The sequence below is a fragment of the Azospirillum sp. P4_B5 genome, assembly GCF_056402275.1.
In genome coordinates this window covers 1-25,645 of sequence record NZ_JBFUHT010000061.1, presented here as the reverse complement: position 1 = coordinate 25,645, position 25,645 = coordinate 1, and the positions used below count along the sequence as shown (strand labels likewise).

The following is a 25,645-nucleotide window of genomic DNA, read 5'->3' as shown; positions in this document are numbered from 1 at the left end:
CCCAGCGTGTAGGTGTCGCTGTCCGACGCCACGGTGATCGTCACCGTCACCGTGTCGCCGACCTTGGCCGCCTGGTCGGGGATCGTCACGGTGGTGATCGACGGCGGCGTCGTGTCGGCCGTGTTGTTCGTCACCGACTGGTTGGTGACGAGGTCTGGAGCGTTGCTCGCGGTGTCGGTCAGGTCGCCGGCGCCCGGGTTGTAGTCGAGCGTCACCGTCTGGCCCTGGGTGACCGCCGAGGCCAGCGTGAAGGTCAGCGTGGTGGTGCCCGAACCGCTGGCGTAGGTCGCTGTGCGGCTCTGGCCGGCGACCGTGACGGTCAGGCCGGCGGCGCTGGTCGCCGACACCGTTTCGGCGAAGGTGACCGTCAGGGTCGTGCCGTTCACCGCCGCCGAGGTGATGGCCGGCCGGTTCGCGTCGATGCGGTCGGCGCTCTGGCTGATCGCCGTGGTGTAGGGGGTGTTGGCGTTGCTGGCGCTGTCGGTCAGCACGATGTTGACCGGCACGTCGGAACCCGCCGCGACATCGGTGCCGCCATCGGTCACCGTGAAGGTCGCGGTGTAGGTGGTGTCGTTGACCTTGGTCAGGTTGCCCAGCGCGAAGCCACCGACCGTGCTGCCGTTGCCCAGCGTGTAGGTATCGCTGTCAGACGCCACGGTGATGGTCACGGTCACCGTGTCGCCGATCTTCATCACGGTGTCCGGGACCGACACCGCGGTGATCGACGGCGGCGTCGTGTCGGTGACCACCGGCGGCCAGGTGACGGAGGTATCGACGCCGCTCAGCGTCAATGTCTGATAGGGCGTGTAGATGGTCTCGACGCCGGACAGGAAGATGGTGCCGGCGGTCTCGGTGACGGTCACCACATCGTTGCCGGTGCCGCCGATCACGGTTTCCAGCGCCTCGACCTGGATCGTGTTTCCGCCGGCGCCGAGCTGGATGACGTCGGTGCCCGCATTGCCGACGATGGTTTCGACGGCCGACACCGTCATGGTGGTGCCCCGGCTGGTGCGCACCGTCACCACATCGTTTCCGGTGCCGCCGATCACCGATTCCAGCGCCTCCACCTGGATTGTGTTTCCACCGGCGCCGAGGACCACGACGTCGTTGCCCGTCTTGCCGACGACGGATTCGATCGACGAAACCGAGAGGGTCATGCCGTTGCTGTTGAGCGCGACGACCAAATCGTCGCCAGCGCTGCCGATGATCGTCTCGATCAGCGACACCAGCATCGTGCTGCCGCTGGTGCTCCAGGCGATGGGTCCGTCGCCAATGACTGCGGTCCCGTCCCGGAGGGTGACGTTGACGACGTCGTTGCCGCCGCCGCCGATCAGGGTGGTGAGGCTCGCCACCGTGACGGTGTTGCCGACGTCGAGGAGGATGGCCGTGTTTCTGCTGCCGGTTCCGCCGACGATGGTTTCGATCGACGACATGGAGACGGTGCCGCCACCGGTCTGGAAATTGATCGAGCCGCTCTTGAAGCCCATGGTCGCGACATCGTTGCCGCTGCCGCCGATCAGGGTCTCAAGGAAGGCGATGCCGATCGTATTGCCGCCGCTGGCGAGATAGACCGTATCACCGGCTGCGCCGCCCCTTCCGATGACAATCTCGATGCCTTCGACGAGCATCGTGTTGCCGGCCGCATTCGAGGCGAGGATGTCCAAGCCTTCGGTCCCGATCATTGTCTCCATCAGAGACACCGCCATGGTGCTGCCGACGGAGCCTGCGGCGTTGAGGTTGATGACGTCCTTGCCGGCGCTGCCGATCATCGATTTCAGATAGCCCACCGACATGGTGTTGCCGGTGGTGCCGGCGAGCGTGATGAGGCCGGTGCCGGTGGTCGCGCCGAGGATCGTCTCGATCGATTCCACCACCATGGTGGTGCCGGTGGACGTCAACAGAACCCGGTCGTTGCCGGAACCGCCGATCAGGGTTTCGAGGGCCTGGACCGTGATCGTGTTTCCGGCCGTGCCGGCCAGCGTGACCACGTCCTTCTTGGTGACGTTTGTGCCGCCGATGATACGGTCGAGGTTGGATACGCTCAGGGTCTGACCCAGGCTGTTGAGACTCACGCCCTGGGTGCTGCCGTTGCCCCTGATCCCGGACCAAACCTCCGTCGAGGAAAACGTATAGTCCGAGCCGCTCGTGAGCGTCAGAGTTCCACCAGCAGCCATCTCATCCCTCGTGCATCGGCGTTTTTTTTAGGCCCCGCGGCTCTGGCAGCAGGAGCGTGGCGGCCCTTGTACGATGGACCACTACTTCTCAATAGTGGGTAGGCAAAGTTAATAATTTATCTACGCATACTTGCCCAAATCCCGAATCACTGGAGCAGCATCCGTACTATCGCTGGAAATAGACATGTCACATTGGCGATGCACAACTTCGGATTCACGAGGATGAGTTGTGGAGGACGCGACGGATTGTTTTCCGGATCCCACATTTTGTCGCGCTTCGGTTGCTTGATACCGGAATTCCAGCAATTTTATAAGAGGTCATGGGGAAATAAAAACAATTAATAATCACGGAAGGCAACAGAATGCATCCGTAGATCGCATTCGCGTGCATGGGTGCGTGGCCACGGCATCGCCCATCGGGGCGGGTGGTTGACAGCCGCACGATCAAACGAGTCTATGGTCGCAGCGTGGTCTGGCGGTCCGGCCACGGCCAGCCGGGGGGACGAGGATGGATCATGCACAGGCCACGACCAGTTTGGAGGCCGTCCTCGCCGCCAATCCCCGTGACGATGGCGCCTGGACCATGCTTGGCCACCTTCTGCGCCGCACGGGAAAACTGGACGGTGCCATCGCCTGCCACCGGCGGGGCCTGGAGTTCGCACCCGCGAACGCCAGCATCTGGAGCAACCTGGGCAACGCCCTGGTGGAGGCCGGCCGGTTCGACGAGGCGCTGGCCGCGCATGGGGAGGCGCTTCGGCTCGAACCGGACACCCCGGCCTTCCTCTTCAACAGCGCCGTGGCCTTGCGCAAGGCGGGACGCTTCAGGGAAACGCTCGCGATGATCGAGCGGGCGGCGGCGGGCGGGACCGCCACGCCCGAGTTGCGGTGGGAGCGGGCGCTCGCCCGGCTTCAGATCGGCGACTATGTCCACGGCTTCACCGATTACGAGGCGCGGCGCGGGCTCACCTCCTATCATGGCCGGCCACCGTCGGAACGGGCCTGGAACGGCGGCGCGCTCGACGGGCGCGCCCTGTTCCTGTTCGCCGAACAGGGATTCGGCGACGCCATCCTGGCAGCGCGCTACCTGCCGCTGGTCAAGGCGCGGGGTGGTCGGGTGCTGTACGAGTGCCATCCGGAACTGCGCCGGGTGCTGTCGGGGTTGGGCGTCGACGAGGTCATGCACCCAGGGAACCCGCCCCCGGTCTTCGACGTCGAGGCGTCGCAGATGAGCCTGCCGGGCCTGTTCGGCACCACGCTGGCCTCGGTCCCGCCACCGGCCACCCTGACCGTTCCGGCCGCCTCCCGCGACAAGGCCGCCCATCGGCTCGGCGCGCGGGAGCCGGGCACGCTGCGCGTCGGGATCGTCTGGTCGGGACGGGTGACCTTCGGCGACAACGGCCGGCGCGCCACCAGCCTCGCCCGGTTCCTGCGCTTCGCCGAGGTGCCGGGTGTGCGGCTCTACAGCCTTCAGAAAGGACCGCCCGAGGCCGAACTCACGGACAGCGGCGTTGCCGGCCATTTGGTGACGCCGCTCGGCCCCGACCTCGACGATTTCGCCGACACGGCGGCGATGCTGGAACGGCTCGACCTCGTCATCATGACCGACAGTTCCGTGGCGCATCTCGCCGGGTCCCTCGGCACACCGGTGTGGAACCTCGTGCAGCACGTCCCCTACTGGATCTACGGCTTTTCCGGAGACCGCACGCCCTGGTACCCGACGATGCGGCTGTTCCGCCAAGGCCCCGACCAGGATTGGGAACCGGTGTTCGCCCGGGCGGCGGTCGCCCTGCGCGAGGAGGTCCGCCGCATCACCGGCCGGTGATGCGGCCGGCGCCCGGCGCTCGGCATTCCGCCGCCGCGTTCCGTTCGCGCCCGAGCCAGGACCGCCACATCCCCCGGTAGGCCGCCTCGACCGCCGCCGCGAAGCCGCGATGGTCGTTGAGCGCCGAGCGTTCCATCCGTTTCGTCATGCCGCGGCGCAGCGCGGCGAGACGCCCCGTATCCCCGGCAAGTGCGACGGCTGTCTCGACGTAGCCGGCCTCGTCCGTGGCGATGAACTCGTCCAGCCCGCACCGGGACAGCAGGCTGGCGCCCACCCGAGCGACGTGATGACGACCGGCGAGCGTGATCACCGGCACCCCCATCCACAGCGCTTCGCAGGTGGTGGTGGTGCCGTTGTAGGGGAAGGGGTCGAGGCCGATGTCGATCCGGTCATAGGCCCGCAGATGGTGATCGATCACATCCATCGGGGGAAGGAGGTCGACACGGCCGGGGTCCACGCCGCTGCCGGCGAACTGCTGGAGATAGCGCGCGCGTGTCGGCGCGTCGGCGAAGGCGCGGCTCTTGAGACACAGGCGGGCGGACGGCACGCGCGCCAGGATGGCCGACCAGACCCGCAGCACCTCCGGCGTCACCTTGGCGGCGTTGTTGAAGGACCCGAAGGTCACGAAGCCGTTGACCAGCGCCGGCGGTTCGTCGCGCGCCGTGACGAAGCGCAACGGCTGGAAGGCGAGAAACCCCTTGGGCAGGCGGACCAGCCGCTCGGCGTGCCAGGCGTCGGTGAGGCCCGGCGGGTCGGCGACCGCGTCGGTCAGGCGGTGGTCGATCGCCGGCATGCCGGTGGTGTCGGGATAGCCCAGCCAGGCGACCTGGATCGGGGCCGGCTTGCGGGCGAACAGCAGTGGCCGGCTGTGCGCCGTGTGGCCGGCCAGATCGACCAGGATGTCGATGCGGTCGCGCTCGACCAGCGCGGCGGCTGCGGCGTCGTCCAGCGCGACCAGCGACCGCCATCCGTCGGCCAGACTCCTCATGCGTTCGGTGATCGCGTCGTGATGGTTCGAGGTGGCGTAGCAGAAAATCTCGACCACACCGCGGTCGTGCTCGCGCAGCAGGGGCTCGATGAAATGGGCGCAGGCGTGGGCGCGGAAGTCGGGGGAGACATAGCCCACCCGCAGCCGCCGGTCGGGGTTGCGGTCGTTGGAGAACCGCCGGTCCCGCGGCATCAGCGGCCGTGCGTGCCGCTCGTTCCAGTGCGCATGGGCGCGGGCGATGATCTCGGGCGGCACCCAGGGCGTGTAATGCAGGGCAAACAGCAGGTTGGAATGGAGCAGGGCCAGATCGGGGTGGCGTTCGACCCCGTTTTGAAAGATCGCGATGGCCTCGGTGATCCGCCCTTGCTCCTTCAGCGCCTCGCCAAGGTTGACGACGGGTTGCGGCAGGTCGGGCTGCGCCTGGATCGCCGCCCGGTAACAGTCCACGGCGCGGCTCGATTCCCCGAGGTCGCGGTGGACGTCGCCCATGTTGCTGTGGGCCCCGCCCATGCCGGGCTTCAGCCGCACCGCCCGACGGTAGGCGGCGATCGCACGGCCGGGCAGCCGCTCCGTCTTCAGGAGGTTGCCGGCGTTGAACCAGGCGTCGGCGTAATCCGGGGACAGGGACAGCGCCACGCGCACCGCCGCCAGCGCCTCCGCCGGCCGGTCGAGGTCGGCCAGCGCGCAGGAGAGGTTGCTGCGGATCGGCGCGTCGTCCGGCAGCGCCGCGACGGCCCGGCGGTAGCAGGCGACGGCCTCCTCCCACCGCCCCGTGCCGCGCAGCAGGATGGCCAGATTGTTGTTGGCGTGGGCGTGACCGGGATCGTCGCGCAGGATCGCCCGGTATATGGCCTCGGCGGCGTCGAGCCGGCCCGCCCGATGGTGGTCCAAGGCGACGGCGAAGCTCCGCACCGCTGCCGTTTCGGCCGGGATCCCCATCAGCGCAGGCCCGCGTCGTCGAGGATGGCGAGCAGCCGGTCCGCCGCACGGCTCCAGGTGAAGCCTTGCACCAGATGGTCGCGGGCCGACGGGGGGGCGGTGTCGCCGCCGCGGATGATCGCGGTCAGGATGCCGGCCGCGGCGTCCTCGTCCGGGTCCCACCAGTCGAGCCCGTGGAAGGGCGGGTAGGCCTGCTCGCTGTAGGGCAAGCGCGCGGGGCGGACGGCCGACGGGATCAGGCGGGCCACCCGCTCGTCGAGATAATCCAGATAGGACGAATGGCGCGGCGCGATCAGGCCCAACCCCATGGCGCCGGCCTTGGAGAGGGGAAGGTCCCAGCCCTCGCCGTGCGACATGCTCCAGTAATGGGTTGCCGCCCGCAGCAGACCCGTCATGTCGGCGTCCGACAGGAGCTGATTGATCAGCACCACCGGCGCCGCGTCGGCCATCCGTTTCCCGACGGCCTCCTCCGTCCGCCGGACCAACTCGCCGAGTTCCGCGCCGAACGCCGGATTGGTTCCCTTGCCCAGCTTCAGGATGAGCACCGCGTCGTCGGCGCGCGCCGTGCTGCGCAGCCAGACCCGCAGCAGCCCGTCGATGTTCTTGCGGGGAATGAAGTCCGAGACGTTGACGAAGCGGTGCCGATAGCTGGAGACCAGCCGCCCGCGCGGATCGACCATGGTCGGTGCGGGAGCGCCGCTGTCGGAGTCCTCCGGATCGACGCCCAGGGGGCAGACCCGCAGACGATCCTCCGGATAGCCCTGCGCCGCCCAGGCCGTGCGGGACGATTCCGTGGGCACGATGATGAGGTCGCTGTGCTCGCACTGGCGACGCCAGGCCGGGGGTATGCGGGTTCCCTCGAACATCGAGAAGGTCACGGTGGCCAGCCCGGGCACCCGCTCGACCGCCAGGGGAATGAGGAAGTTCACCAGGGCCCTGGCGGGAACCGGCGGGTCGAGATCCTCCTCCTGCCAGGATTCGAGGCCGGTGATACCGATCGCCTGGAGGGGCACGGCCCGCTGGCGCAGCGTCCGGATGAAGCGCTGGCAGAAATAGCCGTAGCCCGTGGCGCTTGCCAAGGCGCCGCGGAGGGCCAATCCCTTTGGCGTCCCCGGTCCCGATCCGGAGGCCTGCGCGGCGGCCCGGTACCGCCCACAGCGCGCCAGGCCGTTGACCGCCTCGGAGACGGTCGGGTCGAGCCGGAGCGCGCGGCGGAAATCCTCGGAGGCCTCGTCCAGCCGACCGAGCCGCAGCAGCGTCTCGCCGAGCTGGACATAAGCGAGACCCCCCTCGGGCGCGATCGCGATCGCCCGGCGCAGGTCGCGCGCCGCGGCCATGAAGTCGCCGGCGAGCATCCCGATCAGGCCGAGATTGTACCATTGCACGCTCGGGCGGGGATCGAGCCGGGCGGCGCGCACCAGGAACCGGACGGCCCCGTCCAGGTCGCCCATTTCCTGAAACACCGTGCCCAACCGGCTGTAAAGGGGCGCGGACTCCGGCTGCACCGCCGCCAGCGCGCGCAAGGCGCGCCCGGCGGACGGCCACTCCTGGCGGTGTTGCAGGACGATGCTGAAATTGGTCAGCGCGGCGGCGTTGCCCGGATCGGCGCGGACGGCCTCGCGCAGCGCCTCTCGGGCCGCGCCGTCCTGGCCAGCCGAGAACAGCGCGGCACCGAGCAGGTTGAGCGCATCGAAACGCCCCGGCTCCGCCGCCAGCACGGCCCGGCAGGCGTCGATGGCCTCCGTCAGCCGCCCGGCGCCGTAAAGCCGGGACGCCGCGTCGATCCCGTCCGTCATGACACCCCCGCGGCGCGGCGGGCGACCGCGGTGGCAATCTTTGCGGCGATCCGGGCCATCACCCCGTCCCAATCGTTCCGGCGCGTCATGCGGAACAGCCGGGTCCGCGGGTACCAGGGCGTGCGGTCGGGAAGGCGCATCCAGCGCCAATCCCCCAGCCACGGCAAGGCCAGGAACACCGGACGCCCCATGGCGCCGGCGATGTGGCCGACCACGGAATCGCAGGCGACGATCAGGTCCATGCCCTCGATGATCGCGGCGGTGTCGACAAACCCCTCATCCTCGCCTTTCCCGTCCCGGTCCGGCAGCGAGACGATTCCCAGCCGGTCGTCGGGCCGCTCCCATCGGCCAAGTGCGTCCGCCTTTTGCAGGCTGTACAGCCGCACCCCGGAAAGGTGCGACAAGCGTGCGAAGCGTTCCAGCGGAATCGAGCGGTCGGCCCCCGCGGCCCGCCACTGGATGCCCACGCGGACGTCGCCCGGCCGCCCCGCCTCGGCGATCCGCCGGCGCCAGAACGCCGCCCGCTCCGGATCGGCCCGCAGATACGGAACGCCGCCGGGAATCGTCGCCACCGTCGTCCGGCAGCGATGGGGCAGGCTCATCAGGGGCAGGAGGCAGTCGGCCTCGGGAAGCGGCTCGCCGCGCGCCACCAGTGCGTCGATGCCCGGAACGCCGGCGAGGAGGCGCTTGAGCGGCGGCTGGCACTCGAAGACCGTGCGGGCTCCCATCGCCTTGAGCACGGCCATGTAACGGATGAACTGTACGGTGTCGCCGAGCCCCTGCTCGAAATGGACCAGGATGGTCTTGCCGGCGAGCGGGCCGCCGTCCCACAGCGGTGTGCCGGGACGGTGGCGGTTCCATTGCCAGACGGCTTGGCGGGTGCGCCATTCGTACTCGGCCGTGCCCTCCGCGAAGTTTCCGGCGGTGAGCAGGCTGACGCCGAGATTCTTGTGATGCTCGGCGGAGCCCGGCTCAAGCCGGACGGCCCGCCGGTAGCTCACGGCGGCGTCCTCCGGCCGTCCCTGGGACAGGATCGCCGCGCCCCGGTTGTTGTTGGCCGCCGCCGAACCCGGTTCCAGCAGCACGGCCAGCCGGTAAGCGGCTTCGGCCCGTTCGGGCTCATCCACGGCCATCAGCGCGTTGCCGAGGCTGAACGCCGCGTCCGGGTAACCGGGCCGCAGCGCCACGAGACGGAGAAGCGGCGCTACGGCCTCTTCGGGCAGACGGCGCTCGATGAGCAGCGACGCCCACTGGAACAGCGTGTCGGCGTCATCCGGCCGCAGGCGATGGGCGGCCCGCAGCGCCACCGCCGCGCCGTCCCCGCGTCCCAGGCCGCGCAGCACCAGCCCCAGGACGAACCAGGCCACCGGATGATCCGGGCGGATCGCCGCCGCCGTTCGGAAGGAGCACGCCGCAGCCTCCAACGATTCGGCGTCGACGTGACGCAGGCCCGAGCCGAAGCACCGGTCGAACGCTTCGCCGGCCCCGTCGAACGTCGCCTCGATCACCCGCCCTCTCCCTCCACACGGTCGACCCGGCAAATGGGCCCGGCAAATGGGTTTGGAATTGCCGCGCCCGATGGTAACCCTTTTCCCAATGATTTCACGCTCCGCACGCCTCCACGACGGTCCAGGAGGCGGCGGCACCGAGGGGAAGCATGAGCACGGCCTGGCATTTCGCCTCCCCCGCCGAAGCGTTGGGCTACGCCTTGACGCTGCATCAGAACGGCCGGCACGTCGAGTGCGGCGCGGTGTGCCGCGCGATCCTGGCGGTCAAGCCGGACCATCATGGCGCGTCCTTCCTTCTGGGCGTCGCCGCCTTCACGCTTGGTCGGTTCGAGGAGTCGCGGCGCCATCTCGCCGTCACCATCGCGCTGAAGCCGGATCTGGCCGACGCCTGCTTCAATCTGGCGCTTCTGCTGCGCCGCCGGGGCCGTCTTGCCGAGGCGGCGGCGCTTCAGGCGCGGGCGATCCGGCTGGCCCCCGGACAGGCCGATGCCGGACAGGCCGATGCCGGGCCGATCACCACTCTGGGCGGAATGCTCCGCGAGCTTGGCCGGGTCGCGTCGGCCCGCGCCGTTCTTCGCCGGGCGGTCGCGCAGACGCCGGACGACGCCGAGGCGTGGCGCGAGTCCGGCCACGCGTTGCGCGATGCGGGCGAACCGGCCACGGCGGCCACGGCCTATGGGCGGGCGTACCGGCTCGACCCCAGCCGCACCGAATCCCTCGGCGACCGGCTCCATGCCGCCCTCTCGCACTGCGACTGGAGCGGGTACGACGCTCTGTGCCGGGAGGTCCTGGCGGTCATCGACAGCGGCCGGGGAATCGCCCTGCCGCTGCTCACCCTGCTGATCGACACGAGCGCGGCGCAGCAGGATCGCGCCGCCCGTCACTTCCACCACGCGGTGGTGCAACCGGCGGCGCTTCCGCAAGCCGTGGCTTCCCCGGTGACGCGCCCCCTCGGCGCCCCCTCCGGTGATGGTGGCCGGCTCACCGTCGCCTACCTCTCCGCCGACTTCCACGAGCACGCCACCGCCTATCTGGCGGCCGAGCTGTTCGAATTGCACGACCGTGACCGCTTCCGCGTCGTCGCCTGTTCCTACGGTCCCGACGACGGCAGCCCGACACGCCGCCGCCTGGAGGCCGCCTTCGACGCCTTCCACGACATCCGCGGCTGCAATGCGGAGCAGGTGCAGGCGACGCTCGCGGCCGAGGGCGTCCACATCCTGGTCGATCTCAAAGGCTACACGCGACATGTCCGCTTCGATCTTCTGGCGTGCCGGCTGGCGCCGGTCCAGGTCGCCTATCTCGGCTATCCGGGGACGATGGGCAGCGACGTCATGGACTATGTCATCGGCGACCGCTTCGTCACGCCGCCGGAGCATCAGCCGCATTACCGGGAGCGGCTGGTCATCATGCCGGACTCCTATCAGGTCAACGACCGGCGCCGGCCGCTGGACATGCCGGTGCCGGACCGCGCCGCCTGCGGCTTGCCGCCGGACGGTTTCGTCTTCTGCGCGTTCAACGCCCCGTTCAAGATCACCCCGTCGCTGTTCGAGCTGTGGATGCGCGCGCTGGCGCGGGTGCCGAAGAGCGTGCTGTGGCTGCAGCAGCCCGGCCGGGACGGTGCGGACAACCTGCGGCGCGAGGCGGCGCGGCGCGGGGTCGATCCCGGCCGTCTGGTTTTCGCCCCCCACCGGCCGCAAGCCGAGCACCTCGCCCGCTACCGTCTGGCCGACCTGTTCCTCGACAGCTTTCCCTACACCGGCCACACCACCGTTTCGGACGCCTTGTGGATGGGCCTGCCGGTGGTGACGCGGATCGGCGACACCTTCGTGTCGCGCGTCGCCGCCGGCCTGCTGAACGCCGCCGGCCTGCCCGAGGCGGTCACCACCAGCTTCGACGGCTACGAGGCGCTGGCGGTGCGGCTGGCCAACGATCCGGCGACGCTCGCCGGCTACCGCCGCCGCCTAGCCGCCGCGCGGACGACGGCCCCGCTGTTCGACAGCCCCCGCTTCACCCGCCACCTGGAACACGCCTACCGGACGATGTGGGACCGCCACGCCGCCGGCCTGCCGCCCGCGTCCTTCACGGTGGCGCCCCTGTAGCCACCACCTGTGTAGTCACCAGCTGTTCCAGGGCCGCCCGCAAGTCGGCGACGACGGACGCCCAGTCGCCCGGCGCCGCCTGACGGAACAGGCGCATGGTCGGGTACCAGGGGGTGGTGTCGCCGCGCTCCAGCCAGCGCCAGTCGGCGATGTCCGGCAACAGCGTCCAGACCGGCCGGCCGAGCGCCCCGGCCAGATGGGCCGGTGCCGTGCAGGAGCTGATGACGAGGTCGAGGTTTTCCATGATCGCCGCGGTGTCGGCGAAGTCGGCGATCTCGGCGCCGAGGTCGGTGAAGGACGGCGGCAGAGGCCCGCAACGCTCCAGATCCTGCCACCCGGCTCCCTTCTGCAAACCGAAGAACACGACGCCCGGAACGTCGAGCAGCGGCCGCAGGGCGGCCAGTCCCGGCGAGCGCCGGCGGTCGTCCTTGAATTCGGGGTTGCCGGCCCACACCAGACCCACCCGCAGCCTTGCTCCTGCCTTCGGACCCAGCCGTCGCCGCCAGAACGCGATCCGTTCCGGTTCGGCGCGCAGGTAGGGAACCTCGGCCGGAACGGTCGCCAGCGTGGTGCCGAGGCGGTGCGGCAGGCTGAGCAGAGCGGCGTGGGCGTCGTGCGGCGGCGGTGAGTCGGACCGGCCGACGACGGCGTCCACACCGGGGAGCGTGGCGAACAGGCGGACGAGCCGGTCGTCGCACTCGACGATCACGCGGGCGCCCCGGCGGCGCAGCAGGGGCGCGTAGCGGGCGAACTGGATGCCGTCGCCGAGCCCCTGTTCGTCGTGCAGCAGGATCGTCAGGCCCTCCGGGTTCCCGCCCTCCCACACCGGGGTCGGCAGGCCGCGCGGCGTGACCTGACGGTCGGCCAGACGGGTGCGCCACTCGTATTCCCGGAACCCCGCCTTCAGCTCGCCGCGCAGCAGCAGACAGGTGCCCAGCAGGGTGTGCGCCTCGGCGTTGTCGGGATCGCGGTCGATAACGCGTCGGCATTGGGCCTCCGCGTCCGCGATGCGCCGCAGCTTGCTGAACACCAGCCCTAGGTTCAGCCGGGCCGAGGTGAAGTCCGGGTCGATCGCCACCGCCCGGCGCAGGATGCGGGCCGCCTCCCCATCCCCGCCGCTGCGCAGCGAGAGCGCGAGCCCCAGGTTGCTGAGCACGCCGGGCTCGGCGGGGGCCAGCACCAGCGCCAAGCGTCCGGCACCGACCGCCTCGTCGTGGCGGGCCAGATTCTTCAGTGCGATGCCCAGGTTGGCGCGGGCGCGATGGTCGTCGGGAGCGAGGCGGACCAACTCCCGCAGCATGCCCTCCGCCTCACCGTAGCGTTGGCGCATCAGCAGCGTGTGGGCGAGATGGAAGCGGTGGAAGGTGCCGAAGGGATCGAGGACGACGCAGCGGCGCAGCGGTCCGTCCGCCTTCTCCGGCGCGTTGCGGCCGAGCCGCTCCATCGCCAGGGCATGGAACGCGTCGATGGAGGCAGGGTCGAGGACCAGGGCACGACGATGCTCCGACCCGGAGTCCGCAAGCGGCTCCTCCGGGACTGGCGGGCTGGCATCCGGCGAGATCCAGCCGAGCGCGCGGAAATGCTCGATCCGCTCGCGGATCAGCCGGGGGAAGCCGGCGTCGATGGGGACGGGTGCCAGAGACGTCCACATGCCGGGAACGGCGCCGCCGTCGAAGCGCCCGGTGGCGTAGAAGCGGTCCAGCCGTTCGCGGTTCGCCGCCGCGTCCTGATCGAACGCCGCGATCATCTCGCGATGCGCGAAGGCCTGCAGCTTGGCGCGGAAGCGCTCGATCCCGCCCATCCAGGTGAAGTGCCAGCCGGCGTCAGGGACGACGCGCCCATGCCCCAGCTTGGTCAGGTAGCGGGCGCGGTTGGCGCCGATCCGGCGGATCAGCTCCCACGGCGCGGCGGCCACCGACACCCAGGGATCGGGCGATTTGAGGTCGAGGAAATAGAGGAAGATGTCGAGGTGCGGCGCGAACAGCGAGCGTCCGTCATCCGGCTCCCGGCGCAACCGCTCCATCACCCAGGGACGGAGGATTTCGTCGGCATCCGAGACGACGATCATGTCCGTCGGGTCGCAGCCGTCGAGGCCGCGGGTGATCGCGTCGCGCTGGTGGGCCTCGCGCTGCCATGCGAAGCCGCCGGGATCGTCGTCGACGACGACGTGGATGATCTTGTCGGCGTAGGCCGCGAAGCGCGCGCGGTTCTCCGCATAATGGAGGGGCTTGGGATCGCCGGCGTGGGTGAAGGTCGCCTCGACCAGGACGAAGCGGTCGACCACCGCGTCCAGCTCGGCCAGCCGCACCTCCAGGAGGTCCAGCTCGTTGTGGAACTGGAAACAATCGTAGATCCGGCGCCCGCCGGGTGGCGGGGCCGCGGGCGGCGGCGTGTCCGTCAGCGTCGTGACGTAGGCGAACCAGGCGTCGAACCCGCGCAGAGTCGTCCAGACGGCCGACCGGTTCTCCTCCGTGTTGTGGTCGAGTCGCAGCGAACGCTCGATCAGCGCGATCAGCGCCCGCGCCTCCGCCCGCCAGGCCTGTTCCTCTTTGGCCGGAGGGCGGGCGTTCAGGTGGGCGCCCAGCGCGTCCAGCAGGCGCTGCTGCGCGTCGGCCAGAGTGGCGGTGACGGCCGACGTTGCTATGTCCGCGGCGGCCTTCCGGTCGCCTCTCAGTTCGTCGAACCACGCCAGCCAGTCCCCGGCCCTTCCGGCCCAGCTCATTTCGGTGGTGACGTGATCGACCTGTTCGCGAAGCCGGCGGGCGGTGGTCGCGCCCTCGTCGCGCCACTGGAGCAGAACCGTCCGGGCGGTGTCGGCGAAGCGGACGGCGTGCTCCGCCGGGTCCTCGGGGACCGGGATCAGCCGGGCGAAGCCGGCCGTGGTTTCCGGCAACGCCCCCAGCGTGCTGGACACGACGAGGCAGCCGGCGGCCAGCGCCTCCATGACGGCGATGCAGGAGGTCTCGGCGAAGCGGTTGGGGTAGGCGAGGCCGGTCGCGCCGCGCAACGCCTCCGCCAGGGCACCTTGGGAAACGGCCCCCACATAGTCCACGCCCTCGGTCTCGCGGCAGCGCTGGTAGAGGGCGCCGTAGGGGTCGCGGTCGGCGGGGACCTGATAGCCTTCCAGGCTGGAGAACACCCGGACGGTGGTTCCCGGGATCGCCGCCCGCAGGCGGGGAACGCTGTCGAGCAGCACGTCGAGGCCGCGGAAGGGCGTGCTGGTGTAGGCCAGGACCGGCGGCCAGGGTTTCGCCGCCCTGATGTCGGCCCCCGCCGGGAACAGGCCGGAGAAGGCCGGCGCGATGCCGTTGCGCAGGATCCGGCAGAGCCGGCGGTCGAGGCCGAACGCCGTGAGGTAGCCGTCCATCTGCCAGCGGCTGACGAAGGCGTAGCCGTCCCAGCAGGCGCGCGCCTCCGGCTCCGCAACGCATTGCGCGGCGGGTTGGTCGACGGCGTGCTGCATCCACAGGATCAGCTTCCGCCCGCCGTCGAGCACCGCGCGCAGCCGGGTCAGCGCCTCCGTCGGACAGCCGTTGAGCAGCACCACGACGTCGAAGGCCCGCATGTCCTCCCAGGACACCGTGCCGGCGGAAAGACAGCGCACCCCGCGCACCGGGCCGGGCGTCCGGGTGCCGTTGACCAGCGTGACCTCAAGCCCGGCGGCGGCCAGCGCCTCGGCGAGGTAGCACAGCGCCGATTGCGAACCGCCGAGCGGGCGCAGGCGTGGCGTGTCCGGCGTGTAGTCCCCACCCGCCGGGTCGAGAAAGGCGATCTTGACGGTCATGCTGACTCGGGCTGGCTGGCTCGTTCGCACTCGATGGCTGGCGCTGAACAGCGGCTCACGCTGTGGATCGGCGCCTGCGTTCTGCTATCCTACCATCCAAGGCCATGGGCAAAAAGGATGTGCGGCGCGTGACGGAGTCGGCAGCGGTGGATGGGGGGGCCCCGCGCGTGGAGCAGAATCTGGCGCAGAATCTGGCATTGACGTGGCAGCTTTCGGAGATCCACGGCTGGGGCTTGGTCGGCGTCCACACGGCGCTGCATCTGATCGACCGGGGGCGCCCGCCGCTCCTTCTGGAAAAGCCGCTTCTGTCCACCCTGCGGCCGGAGAACCGGGAAAAGCTGGAAAGCCTGATGGACGGCCATCGCCAGATCACCGCCATCGCCGACCGGTCGGGCAACCGGATGCTCGGCCTCAACGACTGCACCGTCCTGCACGCACTCGGCAACGGCTTCGTCGCTGGGCCGTTCTCCACCCGGTTCCGCGGCAGCCGCAACGTCGGGGTCATCGCCTTCGAGGACACCCTGTTCGACGAGGACACCCTGCGCCGCGCGCGGAGCTACGACAAGCTCGTGGTCCATTCCGAATACAACAGGGCGCTGCTGGCCGAGCAGGGCTTCACCGACGTCGGCTGCGCGTTCCAGGGCGTGGACCCGGACGAACTGGCGCCGGTCCCGCCGGCCCGGCGCTTCGGCGACCGCTTCGTCGTCTTCTCGGGCGGGAAGGTGGAGTTCCGCAAGGGGCAGGACATCGTGCTGGCCGCCTTCCGCCGGTTCCATGAGCGCCACCCCGACGCGCTGCTGGTCACCGCGTGGCACAACCCCTGGCCGCACACCTCCGCCGACATCGCCGAGTCCCCGCTGGTGCCCTTCGCCCCCGCCGTGGGCGACAACGGCAAGCTGCGCATCGTGGAATGGGCGATGGATTGCGGTGTGCCGCCGGAGGGCTTCATCGACATGGGCTTCCTCGGGCGCGGCCAGATCCCCGCCATCCTGGCGGAGTGCCACGCCGCCATCTTTCCCAACCGCTGCGAAGGGGCGACCAACCTCGTCGCCATGGAGGCGATGGCCTGCGGCGTGCCGGTCATCCTGTCGGCCAACACCGGTCATCTCGACCTGATCCGTGACGACAACTGCCTGCCGCTGCTCCGGCAGGACCCAGTGGCCGATCCCGCCGGGCGGCGACGCGGCTGGGGGGAATCGTCCGTCGAGGAGGTCGTCGCCCACTTCGAAGCCCTCTACACCGACCGCGCCGCCGCCCGTTCCCGCGCCGACAAGGCGCGGGCCTTCCTGCGCGGTGAGCGGACTTGGCGCGCCTTCGCCAAGACTTTCGTGACGGCGGTGGCCCAGGGATGACGCCGGATATCGTGGATTCCGACGGCACCCCGTCACACCGGGCGGCGCTCGCGAACGATCCGGCCGATGCGGTCGCGTGGCAGCACTCGGCGCACAGCGCCCGCGCGGCGGGCGACGACCTGCGGGCGATCGCGCTGTTCGTCCGGGCCGCCCGCCTGCACGGTGACCTTAAGGCGCTCGGCCGGCAGATCGGGGAGCCCCTGGGCCGCGCCGCCGGACGGGCCTTGAGGCGCGTGCAGGACGGGGCGGCCGACGAGGCGGCGTCGTTGCTGGAACCCTTGGCGCGCGTCGTGCCGCCACAGGGCGATCTGGCCCGCGCCCTGGGTATCTTGCGGCTGGTCCAGGGTCGCGACGCGGAGGCCGAGCGGCTTCACGCCGCCGCGGGCTTCGAGGATTGCGGGCTGGGAGTCGCCCTGCGGGGGATCGCGCGCCACAAGGCCGATACCGATTTTCTCGGCACCGTGGTGATCCCGGCGCATCGGATGGAGGACACCATCGAGCGGGCGCTCGACAGCGTCGCCGCCGCGGCCCGCGTCTACCGCGAGACGATGCGGGACCCGCGGGCGCAGGTTCATGTCTGCGTCGTCGACGACGCCTCCCCCGACGGTACGGCGTCGCGGGTCCTGCGCTGGGCGCGGACTCATCCGGAACAGAGCGTCGCGCTGATCGCGAACAACCGCAACCAGGGAGCGGGCCGGTCGCGCAACATCGGCGCCGCCGCCGGGCTTGGCCGGTACATCTGGTTCCTCGACGCCGACGATTACTTTTTCGAGCGGCATTTCGTGCTGACGGCGACGGCGCTGGATCACACCCCCGACGCCGGGTTCGTCCGCACCGGGATGCAGTTCGACAGCATCGACCATGAGATCACCCCCGCGTGGCGCGAGGCGTCGGAGCTGAGCTACCCGTGCAATCTCTGCGTCCGGCGCGCCTGCCACGACATGATCGGCGGCTTCCCGGAGGAGGCGCCGTTCCACCCGGCCGTGGCCGACGACGTGGCCTACGGCCGGGCGCTCCACAGCATGTTCGGCGGAGTCCGGATCGCGGAGAAGACGGTCCACTACACGATGCGGGCGGACAACGCCCTGTCGCGGCAGCGCCAGACGATGACCAGCGGCGCCAAGCCGACGGAGCAGGTCACGTCCGACCCCCGCTACGTCGCGATCGCGATCCTGACCCAACGCCGCCTCCACGCGCTCAACGCCAAGAAAGCCGCACTTCTGCGCGACGGCGGCTGGACCGGACCGCCGTTCCTCACGGCTCAGGGGAAAGCCGGAGGTCCGTCTCCGGCTCCGGCGGCGGACCTTCCGGAAAACCGGGACGCCCCGCGCGCCAACGATCTCCTCGCGGTGGCGAAGGAGACCATCCAGGCAGGGCAGCTCGACCGCGCCGTCGCCGCGCTGACCCGCGCCGCCGCCGAGGACCCCGGCCGCACCGAAACCTGGTTCGAGTTGGGGTTGCTCGCGCACCGGCTGCGGCGCGACCGGCTTGCGCTGACGGCCTTCCGGGCGGTGGCGTGCCTTCACCCCGGCGCGGCCGCCGCGTGGTGCAATCTCGGCTCCATGCTGGTCGACACCGATGCCCATGCCCAGGCCGTCCCCCGGCTGCGCCGCGCCCTGGCGCTCCAGCCGGGCCTCACCAACGCCCAGCACCTGCTGGGCCGCGCGAACCAGCGGCTCGGGCAGGACCGGCAGGGAGCGCGGGCGCTGGAGCGCGCGCTCCGGCTGGACCCGATGCGGCCCGACATCAACGCGGACTGTGCGTCCGCCGCCCTGACCATCGGCGACGCGCCGGGTGCGGCGGAGCATGCCCGGCGGGCGCTGCGGCTCAGCCCGGAGCTGTACGGCGGCCACGCGGCGCTGGCCGCGGCCCTGGAATTGCTCGGCCGTCCCGACGCGGCGCTGACGGCCTGGGAGCGGGCGATCCGCTGCAACCCCGGGTTCGGCGAGGCCTTCACGCGCCGCGCCCTGTCCCTGCTGACGCGGCGGTGGGGGCCGCCTCCGGCACCGGTACCGGCGGGCGGGCCGGGCCGCCGCCTCGCCTCGACCGCCCTCGGGCGCAACGGGCGGTTCGGCAACCAGCTTCTCCAATACGGCGTCCTGCGCCTCTACGCCGCTCAGCACGGCCTCACCCTGGAGGTTCCTCCGTGGCTCGGCCGCCACCTGTACGATCACGACGATCCCCTGCCCGGCCCGGCGCTGCCGCGCGTGGCGGAAGCGGACGGGGAAGCGGCGCTGACCGCCTCCTTCCGCGGGGAACCCGTTACCGCATTGGCGAACCGCGACGTGTCCGGCTATTTCTGCGGTGACACCACGCCCCTGGCGCCGTTCAAGAAGGAGTTCCGCGCGCTGTTCATGCCGGGCCGCCACCTCCAACCCCACGCGGATGCGCTGCTCGGCCGTCTGCGCGACGCCGGCGGTACCGTCGTGGCGCTGCACCTGCGGCGCGGGGATTTCGGCTGGGGGCGGTTCTGGATCGCCCCGGCGTCCTGGTACCTGGATTGGCTGGAGATCGTCTGGCCGACGCTCGACCGCCCGCTCCTGTTCATCGCGACCGACGATCCCGCCCTGCTGCGGGAGTTCTCCGCCTACCGCCCCGTCACCGCCCGCGATCTGGCCGAGCCGATCGCGGGTGCGGAGTTCTTCACCGACTTCCACGTCCTCTGCCACGCTGACCGGGTCGCCATTTCCAACAGCTCCTTCTCTTTCGTCGCGACCATGCTGAACCACAACGCCAGTGAATTCCTTCGGCCGGAGCCGACACGCCGCGCCCTGGTCCCCTACGACCCCTGGGCAGCCCCGGTCCTGATCTGATCGCCGCACCCCGAACGCACGGACAAAGCACGGACGCATGGCCTTCCCCACCAAAGCCACCCTGGATCGACCCGACCCCACAGCGCTCGTCGCGGCGGGCCTCGCCCATCACGGGGCCGGCCGGCTGGCTGAAGCGGAAAGCGCGTACCGGCGGGTTCTTGCCGATCACCCCCGTCATCCGGACGCCCTGCATCTCCTGGGCGCGCTGGCGCTTCAAGGCGGCAAGCCGGCGGAGGCCGTGGAGTGGATGAAGCAGGCCATCCGCTCCACCCCCGACAACGCGACCTGCTTCTCCAACCTCGCCAGCGCGCTGCGGCGGCTCGGCCGGCGCGACGAGGCCGTGGCCTGCTGCCGGCGCGCCCTGGCGCTGGACGCCGGCTCCGCCGACGCGTTCAACAACGTCGCGAACGTGCTGTCGGACCAGGGCCGGCACGGCGAGGCCGCGACCGCGCTGCGCCGGCTGCTGCACCTCAAGCCGCGGCTGACCGAACAGCGGCTTCTGCTAGCGCAGGCGCTCATCCTGGACGGCCGCGCCGAGGCGGCGATCGAGGAGTTGATGGTGCTCCTCGGCATGGCGCCGTCGTCGGTCGCTGCCTACGCCAACCTGGGCATGGCCCACCGCCGTCTCGGCCGGGCCAAGGAGGCGGTCCGCTACTACCGCTGCGCGCTCGGCTTCGCGCCGGGCGATCCCGGCGTCCTCAACAACTTGGGCGTCACCCTCCAGGATCTCGGGCGCCTCGACGAGGCGGTGGCCTGCTTCCGGCAATCCATCGCAATGCAGCCGGACGCCGCGCACACCCACCTCAACCTCGGGCTGGCGGCCCGCGATCTGATGCGGATCGACGAGATGATCGCCCTGACGCGGTACGCGGTCCGGCTCGACCCGTCCCTGGCGGAGGCGCACACCGCGCTGAGCTTCGGGCTGCTCATCAAGGGCGAGCTGGAGGAGGGTTTCGCCGAATACGAATGGCGGTCGCGCATGGCCGACTTTCCATCGCCCCCGCGCAGCTTCGCCTCCCCCCCCTGGGACGGCTCCGACCTCACCGGCCGGACCTTGCTGGTCCATGACGAGCAGGGGGTGGGCGACACCATCATGTTCGCCCGTTTCGCCCAGCAGCTTCAGGCGCGGGGCGTGCGCGTCGTCATCGAGTGCAACAGCCAGCTCGTCCGTCTGCTCTCCTCCATGCCGGGCGTCGAAGGTGTGGTCAGCCGGTTCGACCCACCGCCGCCGCACGACGCGCACGTTGCCCTGGCCAGCCTGCCGCACCGGCTCGGTACCATGCTCTACACCATTCCCGCCGATGTGCCTTACCTACGCGCCGAGCCGGACCTGGTGACACGCTGGGCGGCGCGCCTGGGGCCGCCGCCCAGTCCGCGGACGGGGCTGCGGGTGGGTCTGGTGTGGGCGGGAAACCCCGGTTTCAAGGCCGATAACATCCGTTCGCCGCGCCTGAAGGCGTTCCTTCCGCTGCTGGACGTTCCGGGCGTCACGGTCTTCGGCTTGCAGAAGGGGGCGGGACGGCAAGACCTGGAGACCTGCGGGCCGCTGCCGCCGTCCTTCACCGACCTCGGCGCGGGGATTTCGGACTTCGCCGACACCGCGGCGATCATGGAAAACCTCGACCTCGTCATCAGCTCCTGCACCGCGCCGGCCCATCTGGCCGGGGCGCTCGGCCGGCCGGTCTGGACGGTGCTGCCCTTCGCCCCCGACTGGCGCTGGCTGGATCAGGGGATGTGCACGCCGTGGTACCCGACCATGCGCCTGTTCCGCCAGGACCGGCGTGGCGAGTGGGCGCCCGTCGTCGGCCGCGTCCGCGCCGCTCTCCAGGCTCTTGCCCGGTCCCGCCCCTGACCCGCGGCACCGGGCTTCACGGCGTCCAGGGTTCGAAGGGCCGGATGCGGCGGGCGGCGACGTCCGGCTCGACGAACAGGCGGGCACGGGTGTTGAGACGGGCGGCCAGGACGCTGAAGCCGCTCGCGGCGCTGGTGCCGACCACGTCGGCGTTCATCAGCACGTGGAAATCCTGAAGGAAGTCCAACCCCGCCCATTCCTCCACGACGTCGGCCCGCGTCAGGGGATGGAACTCCGCGAAGGCGTGCCGGACCGCCGCGACGTCGTCGCTGGCCACATAGAGCACCGGCCGGTCGAGGCGCGGCCACCAGTCGCGCAGCCAGTCGACATACCAAGCGGTCTCGGTGATCGGGTAGTTGCACGTCACGAAGTCGCCGCGCCGGATGTGGAGCGCGACCACCGTGTTCCCCGCCGCCCGCAACCGTTCGACCGCCGGGGCGAGGTGCGGCTCCCAGACCCGGCGCGGCCTCAGCCAGGACTGGACCCGCTGCCGGTATTCCCGCTTGTGCTCGAACAGGAACAGGGGCGAAAGGATGTCGCGGTCCGCGATCGGCGCCCGCTCCGTGGTGCCGCTGACCAGTTCGTTGAGGATGCGTCGGGAAAACAGCAGCGGCGGCAGCGGGTCGCTCTGCGGCGGATCGTTCAGCTCGAAGAAGGCGCCGCCCACCCAGTCGGGAGTCTCCAGCACGAAGCCATGCTTTTCGGCGTAGAGCCGGACCAGGATGTATTCCAGGACGGTATGGGCGAAGCGGCCCCGGGTGGCCAGCGACGACGAGGTCACGCGCGGGGGCCGGTGCCCGCCGTCCGCCGCCACGGCGGCGGGGCGGACCAGCTGAAGTCCCTGATCGGCCAGGGTCGCGCGCAAGGCGGCGAGCGACTTCACGGTGAAGAACCAGCCGTTGTCGCCGCGGACCGCCGCCAGCCGTTCGCGGGCCGCCCGGGGGGCGCCTTCCCGCAGGTCGAGCGCGGCGAGCGCGGTCAGGCATTCCCCGCGATAATCCACGCCGCCAAGCGGCGTCGAGGCCAGCCGGGTGAAGAACGCCCGCCCCTCGGCCAGCCGGTCGCCACGCAGGAAGACGTTGGTCAGCAACTCGACGCTCAGGGACACATCGACGCCGGGCATCGGCAGGCTTTCGATCAGTTCGCCTTCGGCCTCGGCCAAGCGACCCAGATCGCTCAGCACCGTCGCCACCCGCAGATGGGCGATGGCAAGCCCCAGCCGCGCCGACCGCCGGTAGGCACGCAGAGCCCCTGGGGGATCGCCATGGGCGTACAAGGCGTTGCCGAAATTGTACCAGTATTCCGGACTGGCCGGGCCGAGAGCAAGCGCGCGCCGCAGGCTGGTCCGGGCGGCGGCGGCGTCGCCGCGTTCGATCAGGGTGTTGCTCAGGTTCATGTGGGCGGGCGCGAGATCGGCCTTGACCGCGATGGCGCGGAGCAGGCTGTCCACCGCCTCGTCCAGTTGGCCGGCGCGGCGCAGGACCACCCCCAGATCGTGATGGACCTCGGCCGAACCGGGATCGAGGCGGGCGGCCCGGCGCAGCGCTTGAACGGCTTGCGGCGTCCCGGCGTCGCCCTGGGCCTGGAAGGCGTCGCCGAGGTTGCGCCAAGCCTGCTGGTGGCCCGGATCGAACAGGGTCAACCGCCGCCAGTCGGCGGTGGCCTCCGCGGCCCGGCCGGCCTTGTCCAGGATGGTGGCCCGGTTGGCGCGCGCCTCGACCCAGCCGGGATTGAGCCGAAGCGCCCGCCCGATCAGGGTCAGGCCGATGGCCGGCCGGCCGCTCTGCCACTCGGCCATCCCCAGCAGATACAAGGCGTTGGGGTCGGTCGGGTCGGCTTCCAGCACCCGGCGGTAGAGAGCGGCCGCCTCGGGAATGCGGCCGGCGCAATGATCGGCGAACGCGATGGCCAGGACTTCACCGATCGTGGCCATTACCCCGTCTCCCTCGACCTTCGAACCGCAACCCGGATTTCAGACGCGTGTCCGGGCGGCCGAAGGTAGCCCAGCGATGGCTGGCCGATCAACTCGGAGCGGGCCGGCTCGTTCCCGTGCAAGACGGAACGGTCAAAACATCGTCAGCTGGTCGCCGCGCGCCGGAGGGGGTTTGAAGTCGGCGCAGTTGAGGGCGGCGTCGCGGGCGTTGAGGCCGAGGCGCCGGCAAGCCAGCTTGAACCGCCTCGACAGCAGCTCCGCCACCGGGCCGGAGCCCTTCATGCGGCTGCCGAACCGGGACTGGTACAACTCCCCCTCGCGGCACTGCCGGATCAGGCTGAGCACACGGTCGGCGCGGTTGGGCGCGTGCTCGCGCAGCCATTCCTCGAACAGATCGGCGATTTCCAGCGGCAGGCGCAGGAGGATGTAGTTGGCCTGCGTCGCCCCGGCCTCCGCTGCCGCCGTCAGGATGGCTTCCAGCTCATGGTCGCTGAGCCCCGGGATCATCGGGCTGGCCAGCACCGCCACCGGCACGCCGGCCGCCGTCAGGTCGCGCATGGCGGCGAGGCGCCGTTGCGGCGTGCTGGCCCGCGGTTCCATGCGGCGGGCGAGGTCGCGGTCGAGCGTGGTGACCGACAGCGCGACGTTGACCAGCCCCTTGGCCGCCATCGGCGCCAGGATGTCGAGGTCGCGCAGGACCAGCGCCGACTTGGTGTTGATCATCACCGGCTGGTTGAAGTCGCGGCAGACCTCCAGCACCGCGCGGGTGATGCGCTGCTCCCGCTCGATGGGCTGGTAGGGATCGGTGTTGGCGCCGAGCGCCAGCGGCTGGCAGCGGTAGGATTTGGCACGAAGCTCCGCTGCCAACAGCTCCGCAGCACGGGCCTTGCGGAAGATCTTCGTCTCGAAATCCAGCCCCGGCGACAGGCCGAGATAGGCGTGGGTCGGGCGGGCGAAGCAATAGATGCAGGCGTGCTTTATAGATGTTGAAGAGTGTGCATTTTCCTCCTAACTCGTTGATTAATATACATATACTGATGATCTTCCAAAAATTTTGTGCATGTTCACAAGCGCTTCGCCCATGTGCACGGCAAAATGGGGCGCGAGGTGAGGTGCGAATTTTCAATTCGCGCCGAGCTGAGCGCAACCGTCCGTTTGACGGATAGGGACAAATATCAGCTTTGCGCCCTTTGTCGACGTCGCCGCGCCACAGCGGTGGCTCCCGATTCCCGACCGTCCGCTCCGTGCCAGCTGGCAATATGCCGGCGGAGTCGACAGCCGTGATCTGGTGATATCGGCCCGTGGGCTTAGGAGGTAAGCGACTTTCGCTCATGTCGCGCCGTCGTTCGTCCTGCGCTGATCGCGATCTTCAAAATGATCGACCAGATGAGGACGGCGATGGCCTGACGTGCGGCGATGAGGTGGGGTGGATCGAACATTAAGTTCAGCTTCCGAACTATCTGACTTCGATAGACCATGTTTTCGCATATGCCTGAGAAAATTGCCGCAGGCGAAAATCTCGGTATGCCGCCAAGCGCGAAACATCGACCTCGGCTGAGAGATCCGGACTGAAGCCCTTCTCATTCGTGATGCGAAAGTCTTCCGGAGCCCAGTTCCGCAGGAATTGTAGAAGCTGGAGGCGGTCATCAGCTATGGCGGCGTTGACATCGCAGCCGAAGTTCGCTTCGGCGATGGCCGCCCGGCGACGCACGGTGGCGGTGACCTCGTGCACCGGAGGCGCCGCCTTCTACATAAGAACCAGATGTTCGAGCATCGTCCCAGGCTTCGCGAGGTGGTCACTCGGAGGCAGTGCGTAGGGTCTAGTGGTTGCCGCATGGCGAACGTCCCGTGCGACATCGTCACATGATCGTCCGGTCATCTTGATCCCGAACTCTTGCGCCAGTATGTGAAGGTCCTGGATGCGGCGCCACCGACCATCAGTCTCATCGTAGACCCATTTCGGGCATCGCTGCACGTAGCGCGCGCGGACCTTCGGCCCTGTCCAAGCGCCGCTCAGGAGAACGTATCGCTGGATGACACCGAACAGGTCGATATAGCAAAAGAGCCGCTTATCATAGGAAAACAGCGACAGCTGGTGATTGGGTGGGAAGTCATCGGTCTGATAGCGTTCGGCCTCGTACAGGCCTTCACCCCAACCGGTCGGGTAGTAGGGCAGAACGACTTGATTGACCTGCGCGTCGTTGCCAATGATGTCGCTGTCATCGACGATCAGGTGTTTCATAAAGTTCCGATCAATACCGTTTTTTCGAGCATAACCGATCGCGATCTTTATGAGGCCCCGGGCGAGATCGAGGCTGTCGCAATCCACTCGGAGGAGACGTTGGTGCAGAAAGGCCGGGCTGGTGGCGGTCGGGAGGGCGAGCGGGTATAGAAGCGGCCCGCTGAAGCCGAGACCCCGATGCCCCACAAGGCCATCGAGCCGCGCCGCCACAAGATCCCGGAGGCCCGGTACCGTGTGGAGAACTGGGCGGCCTACGATGCGGCGCTGCGCCGGCGGGGCGACCTGACGATCTGGGTGACGCCGGAGGCGATCGCCGCGTGGACGCCGCCCGCCACGGGACGGG

At 70.0% G+C, this 25,645-nt stretch carries 13 protein-coding genes and 2 pseudogenes; 6 read left to right on the top strand and 9 right to left on the bottom strand.

Features of this window, described 5'->3' with window-relative positions; translation table 11 throughout:
• The coding region (locus AC1DVI_RS29225; protein WP_476960952.1) for a beta strand repeat-containing protein at positions 1-2,072 on the bottom strand (2,072 nt) is incomplete at its 3' end.
• 610 nt (positions 2,073-2,682) lie between these two features.
• Here AC1DVI_RS29225 and AC1DVI_RS29220 point away from each other — a divergent pair.
• The gene (locus AC1DVI_RS29220; protein WP_476960951.1) at positions 2,683-3,996 is read left to right on the top strand and encodes a tetratricopeptide repeat protein; all 1,314 of its coding nucleotides are present in this window, start codon (positions 2,683-2,685) and stop codon (positions 3,994-3,996) included.
• Here the strand turns inward: AC1DVI_RS29220 and AC1DVI_RS29215 are convergent.
• Genes AC1DVI_RS29215 through AC1DVI_RS29205 form a run of 3 tightly spaced genes read right to left on the bottom strand, consistent with a single transcriptional unit; the run spans position 3,983 to position 9,227 of the window.
• Positions 3,983-5,923, bottom strand: coding sequence for an O-linked N-acetylglucosamine transferase, SPINDLY family protein (locus tag AC1DVI_RS29215; RefSeq protein ID WP_476960950.1), 1,941 nt, complete (start codon positions 5,921-5,923; stop codon positions 3,983-3,985). The genes AC1DVI_RS29220 and AC1DVI_RS29215 overlap by 14 nt on opposite strands.
• Positions 5,923-7,719 (bottom strand): tetratricopeptide repeat protein, encoded by a 1,797-nt coding sequence (locus AC1DVI_RS29210; RefSeq protein ID WP_476960949.1) that lies wholly within the window; start codon positions 7,717-7,719, stop codon positions 5,923-5,925. Before AC1DVI_RS29210 ends, AC1DVI_RS29215 begins: the two co-directional genes overlap by 1 nt.
• Positions 7,716-9,227, bottom strand: a complete 1,512-nt coding sequence (locus AC1DVI_RS29205) for a tetratricopeptide repeat protein (protein WP_476960948.1) — start codon at positions 9,225-9,227, stop codon at positions 7,716-7,718. The genes AC1DVI_RS29210 and AC1DVI_RS29205 overlap by 4 nt, the downstream gene beginning before the upstream one ends.
• Before the next feature lie 149 nt (positions 9,228-9,376).
• Here AC1DVI_RS29205 and AC1DVI_RS29200 point away from each other — a divergent pair, with 149 nt between their 5' ends.
• Complete coding sequence (locus AC1DVI_RS29200) at positions 9,377-11,326, top strand: O-linked N-acetylglucosamine transferase, SPINDLY family protein (RefSeq protein WP_476960947.1); 1,950 nt, start codon at positions 9,377-9,379, stop codon at positions 11,324-11,326.
• Here AC1DVI_RS29200 and AC1DVI_RS29195 read toward each other — a convergent pair.
• Positions 11,307-15,110 (bottom strand): tetratricopeptide repeat protein, encoded by a 3,804-nt coding sequence (locus AC1DVI_RS29195; RefSeq protein ID WP_476960946.1) that lies wholly within the window; start codon positions 15,108-15,110, stop codon positions 11,307-11,309. The genes AC1DVI_RS29200 and AC1DVI_RS29195 overlap by 20 nt on opposite strands.
• Before the next feature lie 128 nt (positions 15,111-15,238).
• Here AC1DVI_RS29195 and AC1DVI_RS29190 point away from each other — a divergent pair, with 128 nt between their 5' ends.
• Genes AC1DVI_RS29190 through AC1DVI_RS29180 form a run of 3 tightly spaced genes read left to right on the top strand, consistent with a single transcriptional unit; the run spans position 15,239 to position 21,127 of the window.
• Positions 15,239-16,462, top strand: a complete 1,224-nt coding sequence (locus AC1DVI_RS29190) for a glycosyltransferase family 4 protein (protein ID WP_476960945.1) — start codon at positions 15,239-15,241, stop codon at positions 16,460-16,462.
• Positions 16,459-19,275 carry a glycosyltransferase gene (locus tag AC1DVI_RS29185; protein ID WP_476960944.1) on the top strand — a complete coding sequence of 939 codons (2,817 nt, stop codon included), beginning with the start codon at positions 16,459-16,461 and terminating at the stop codon, positions 19,273-19,275. The genes AC1DVI_RS29190 and AC1DVI_RS29185 overlap by 4 nt, the downstream gene beginning before the upstream one ends.
• Positions 19,276-19,312: 37 nt before the next feature.
• Positions 19,313-21,127 carry a tetratricopeptide repeat protein gene (locus tag AC1DVI_RS29180; protein WP_476960943.1) on the top strand — a complete coding sequence of 605 codons (1,815 nt, stop codon included), beginning with the start codon at positions 19,313-19,315 and terminating at the stop codon, positions 21,125-21,127.
• Positions 21,128-21,143: 16 nt separating this feature from the next.
• Here AC1DVI_RS29180 and AC1DVI_RS29175 read toward each other — a convergent pair whose 3' ends face one another.
• The 4 genes and pseudogenes from AC1DVI_RS29175 to AC1DVI_RS29160 form a co-directional block, all read right to left on the bottom strand.
• Entirely contained in the window at positions 21,144-23,060 is a 1,917-nt protein-coding gene (locus AC1DVI_RS29175; RefSeq protein WP_476960942.1) for a tetratricopeptide repeat protein, read from the bottom strand.
• Between the two features lie 132 nt (positions 23,061-23,192).
• Positions 23,193-24,038 (bottom strand): annotated as a pseudogene (locus AC1DVI_RS29170) (PA0069 family radical SAM protein); the annotation flags it as partial.
• Positions 24,039-24,516: 478 nt separating this feature from the next.
• Entirely contained in the window at positions 24,517-24,792 is a 276-nt protein-coding gene (locus AC1DVI_RS29165) for a hypothetical protein (RefSeq protein WP_476960941.1), read from the bottom strand.
• Positions 24,793-24,807: 15 nt separating this feature from the next.
• The gene (locus AC1DVI_RS29160) at positions 24,808-25,389 is read right to left on the bottom strand and encodes a hypothetical protein (RefSeq protein WP_476960940.1); all 582 of its coding nucleotides are present in this window, start codon (positions 25,387-25,389) and stop codon (positions 24,808-24,810) included.
• A gap of 90 nt (positions 25,390-25,479) precedes the next feature.
• Between AC1DVI_RS29160 and AC1DVI_RS29155 the strand changes: the two are divergent.
• A pseudogene (locus tag AC1DVI_RS29155) lies at positions 25,480-25,645 on the top strand (IS5/IS1182 family transposase); the annotation flags it as partial.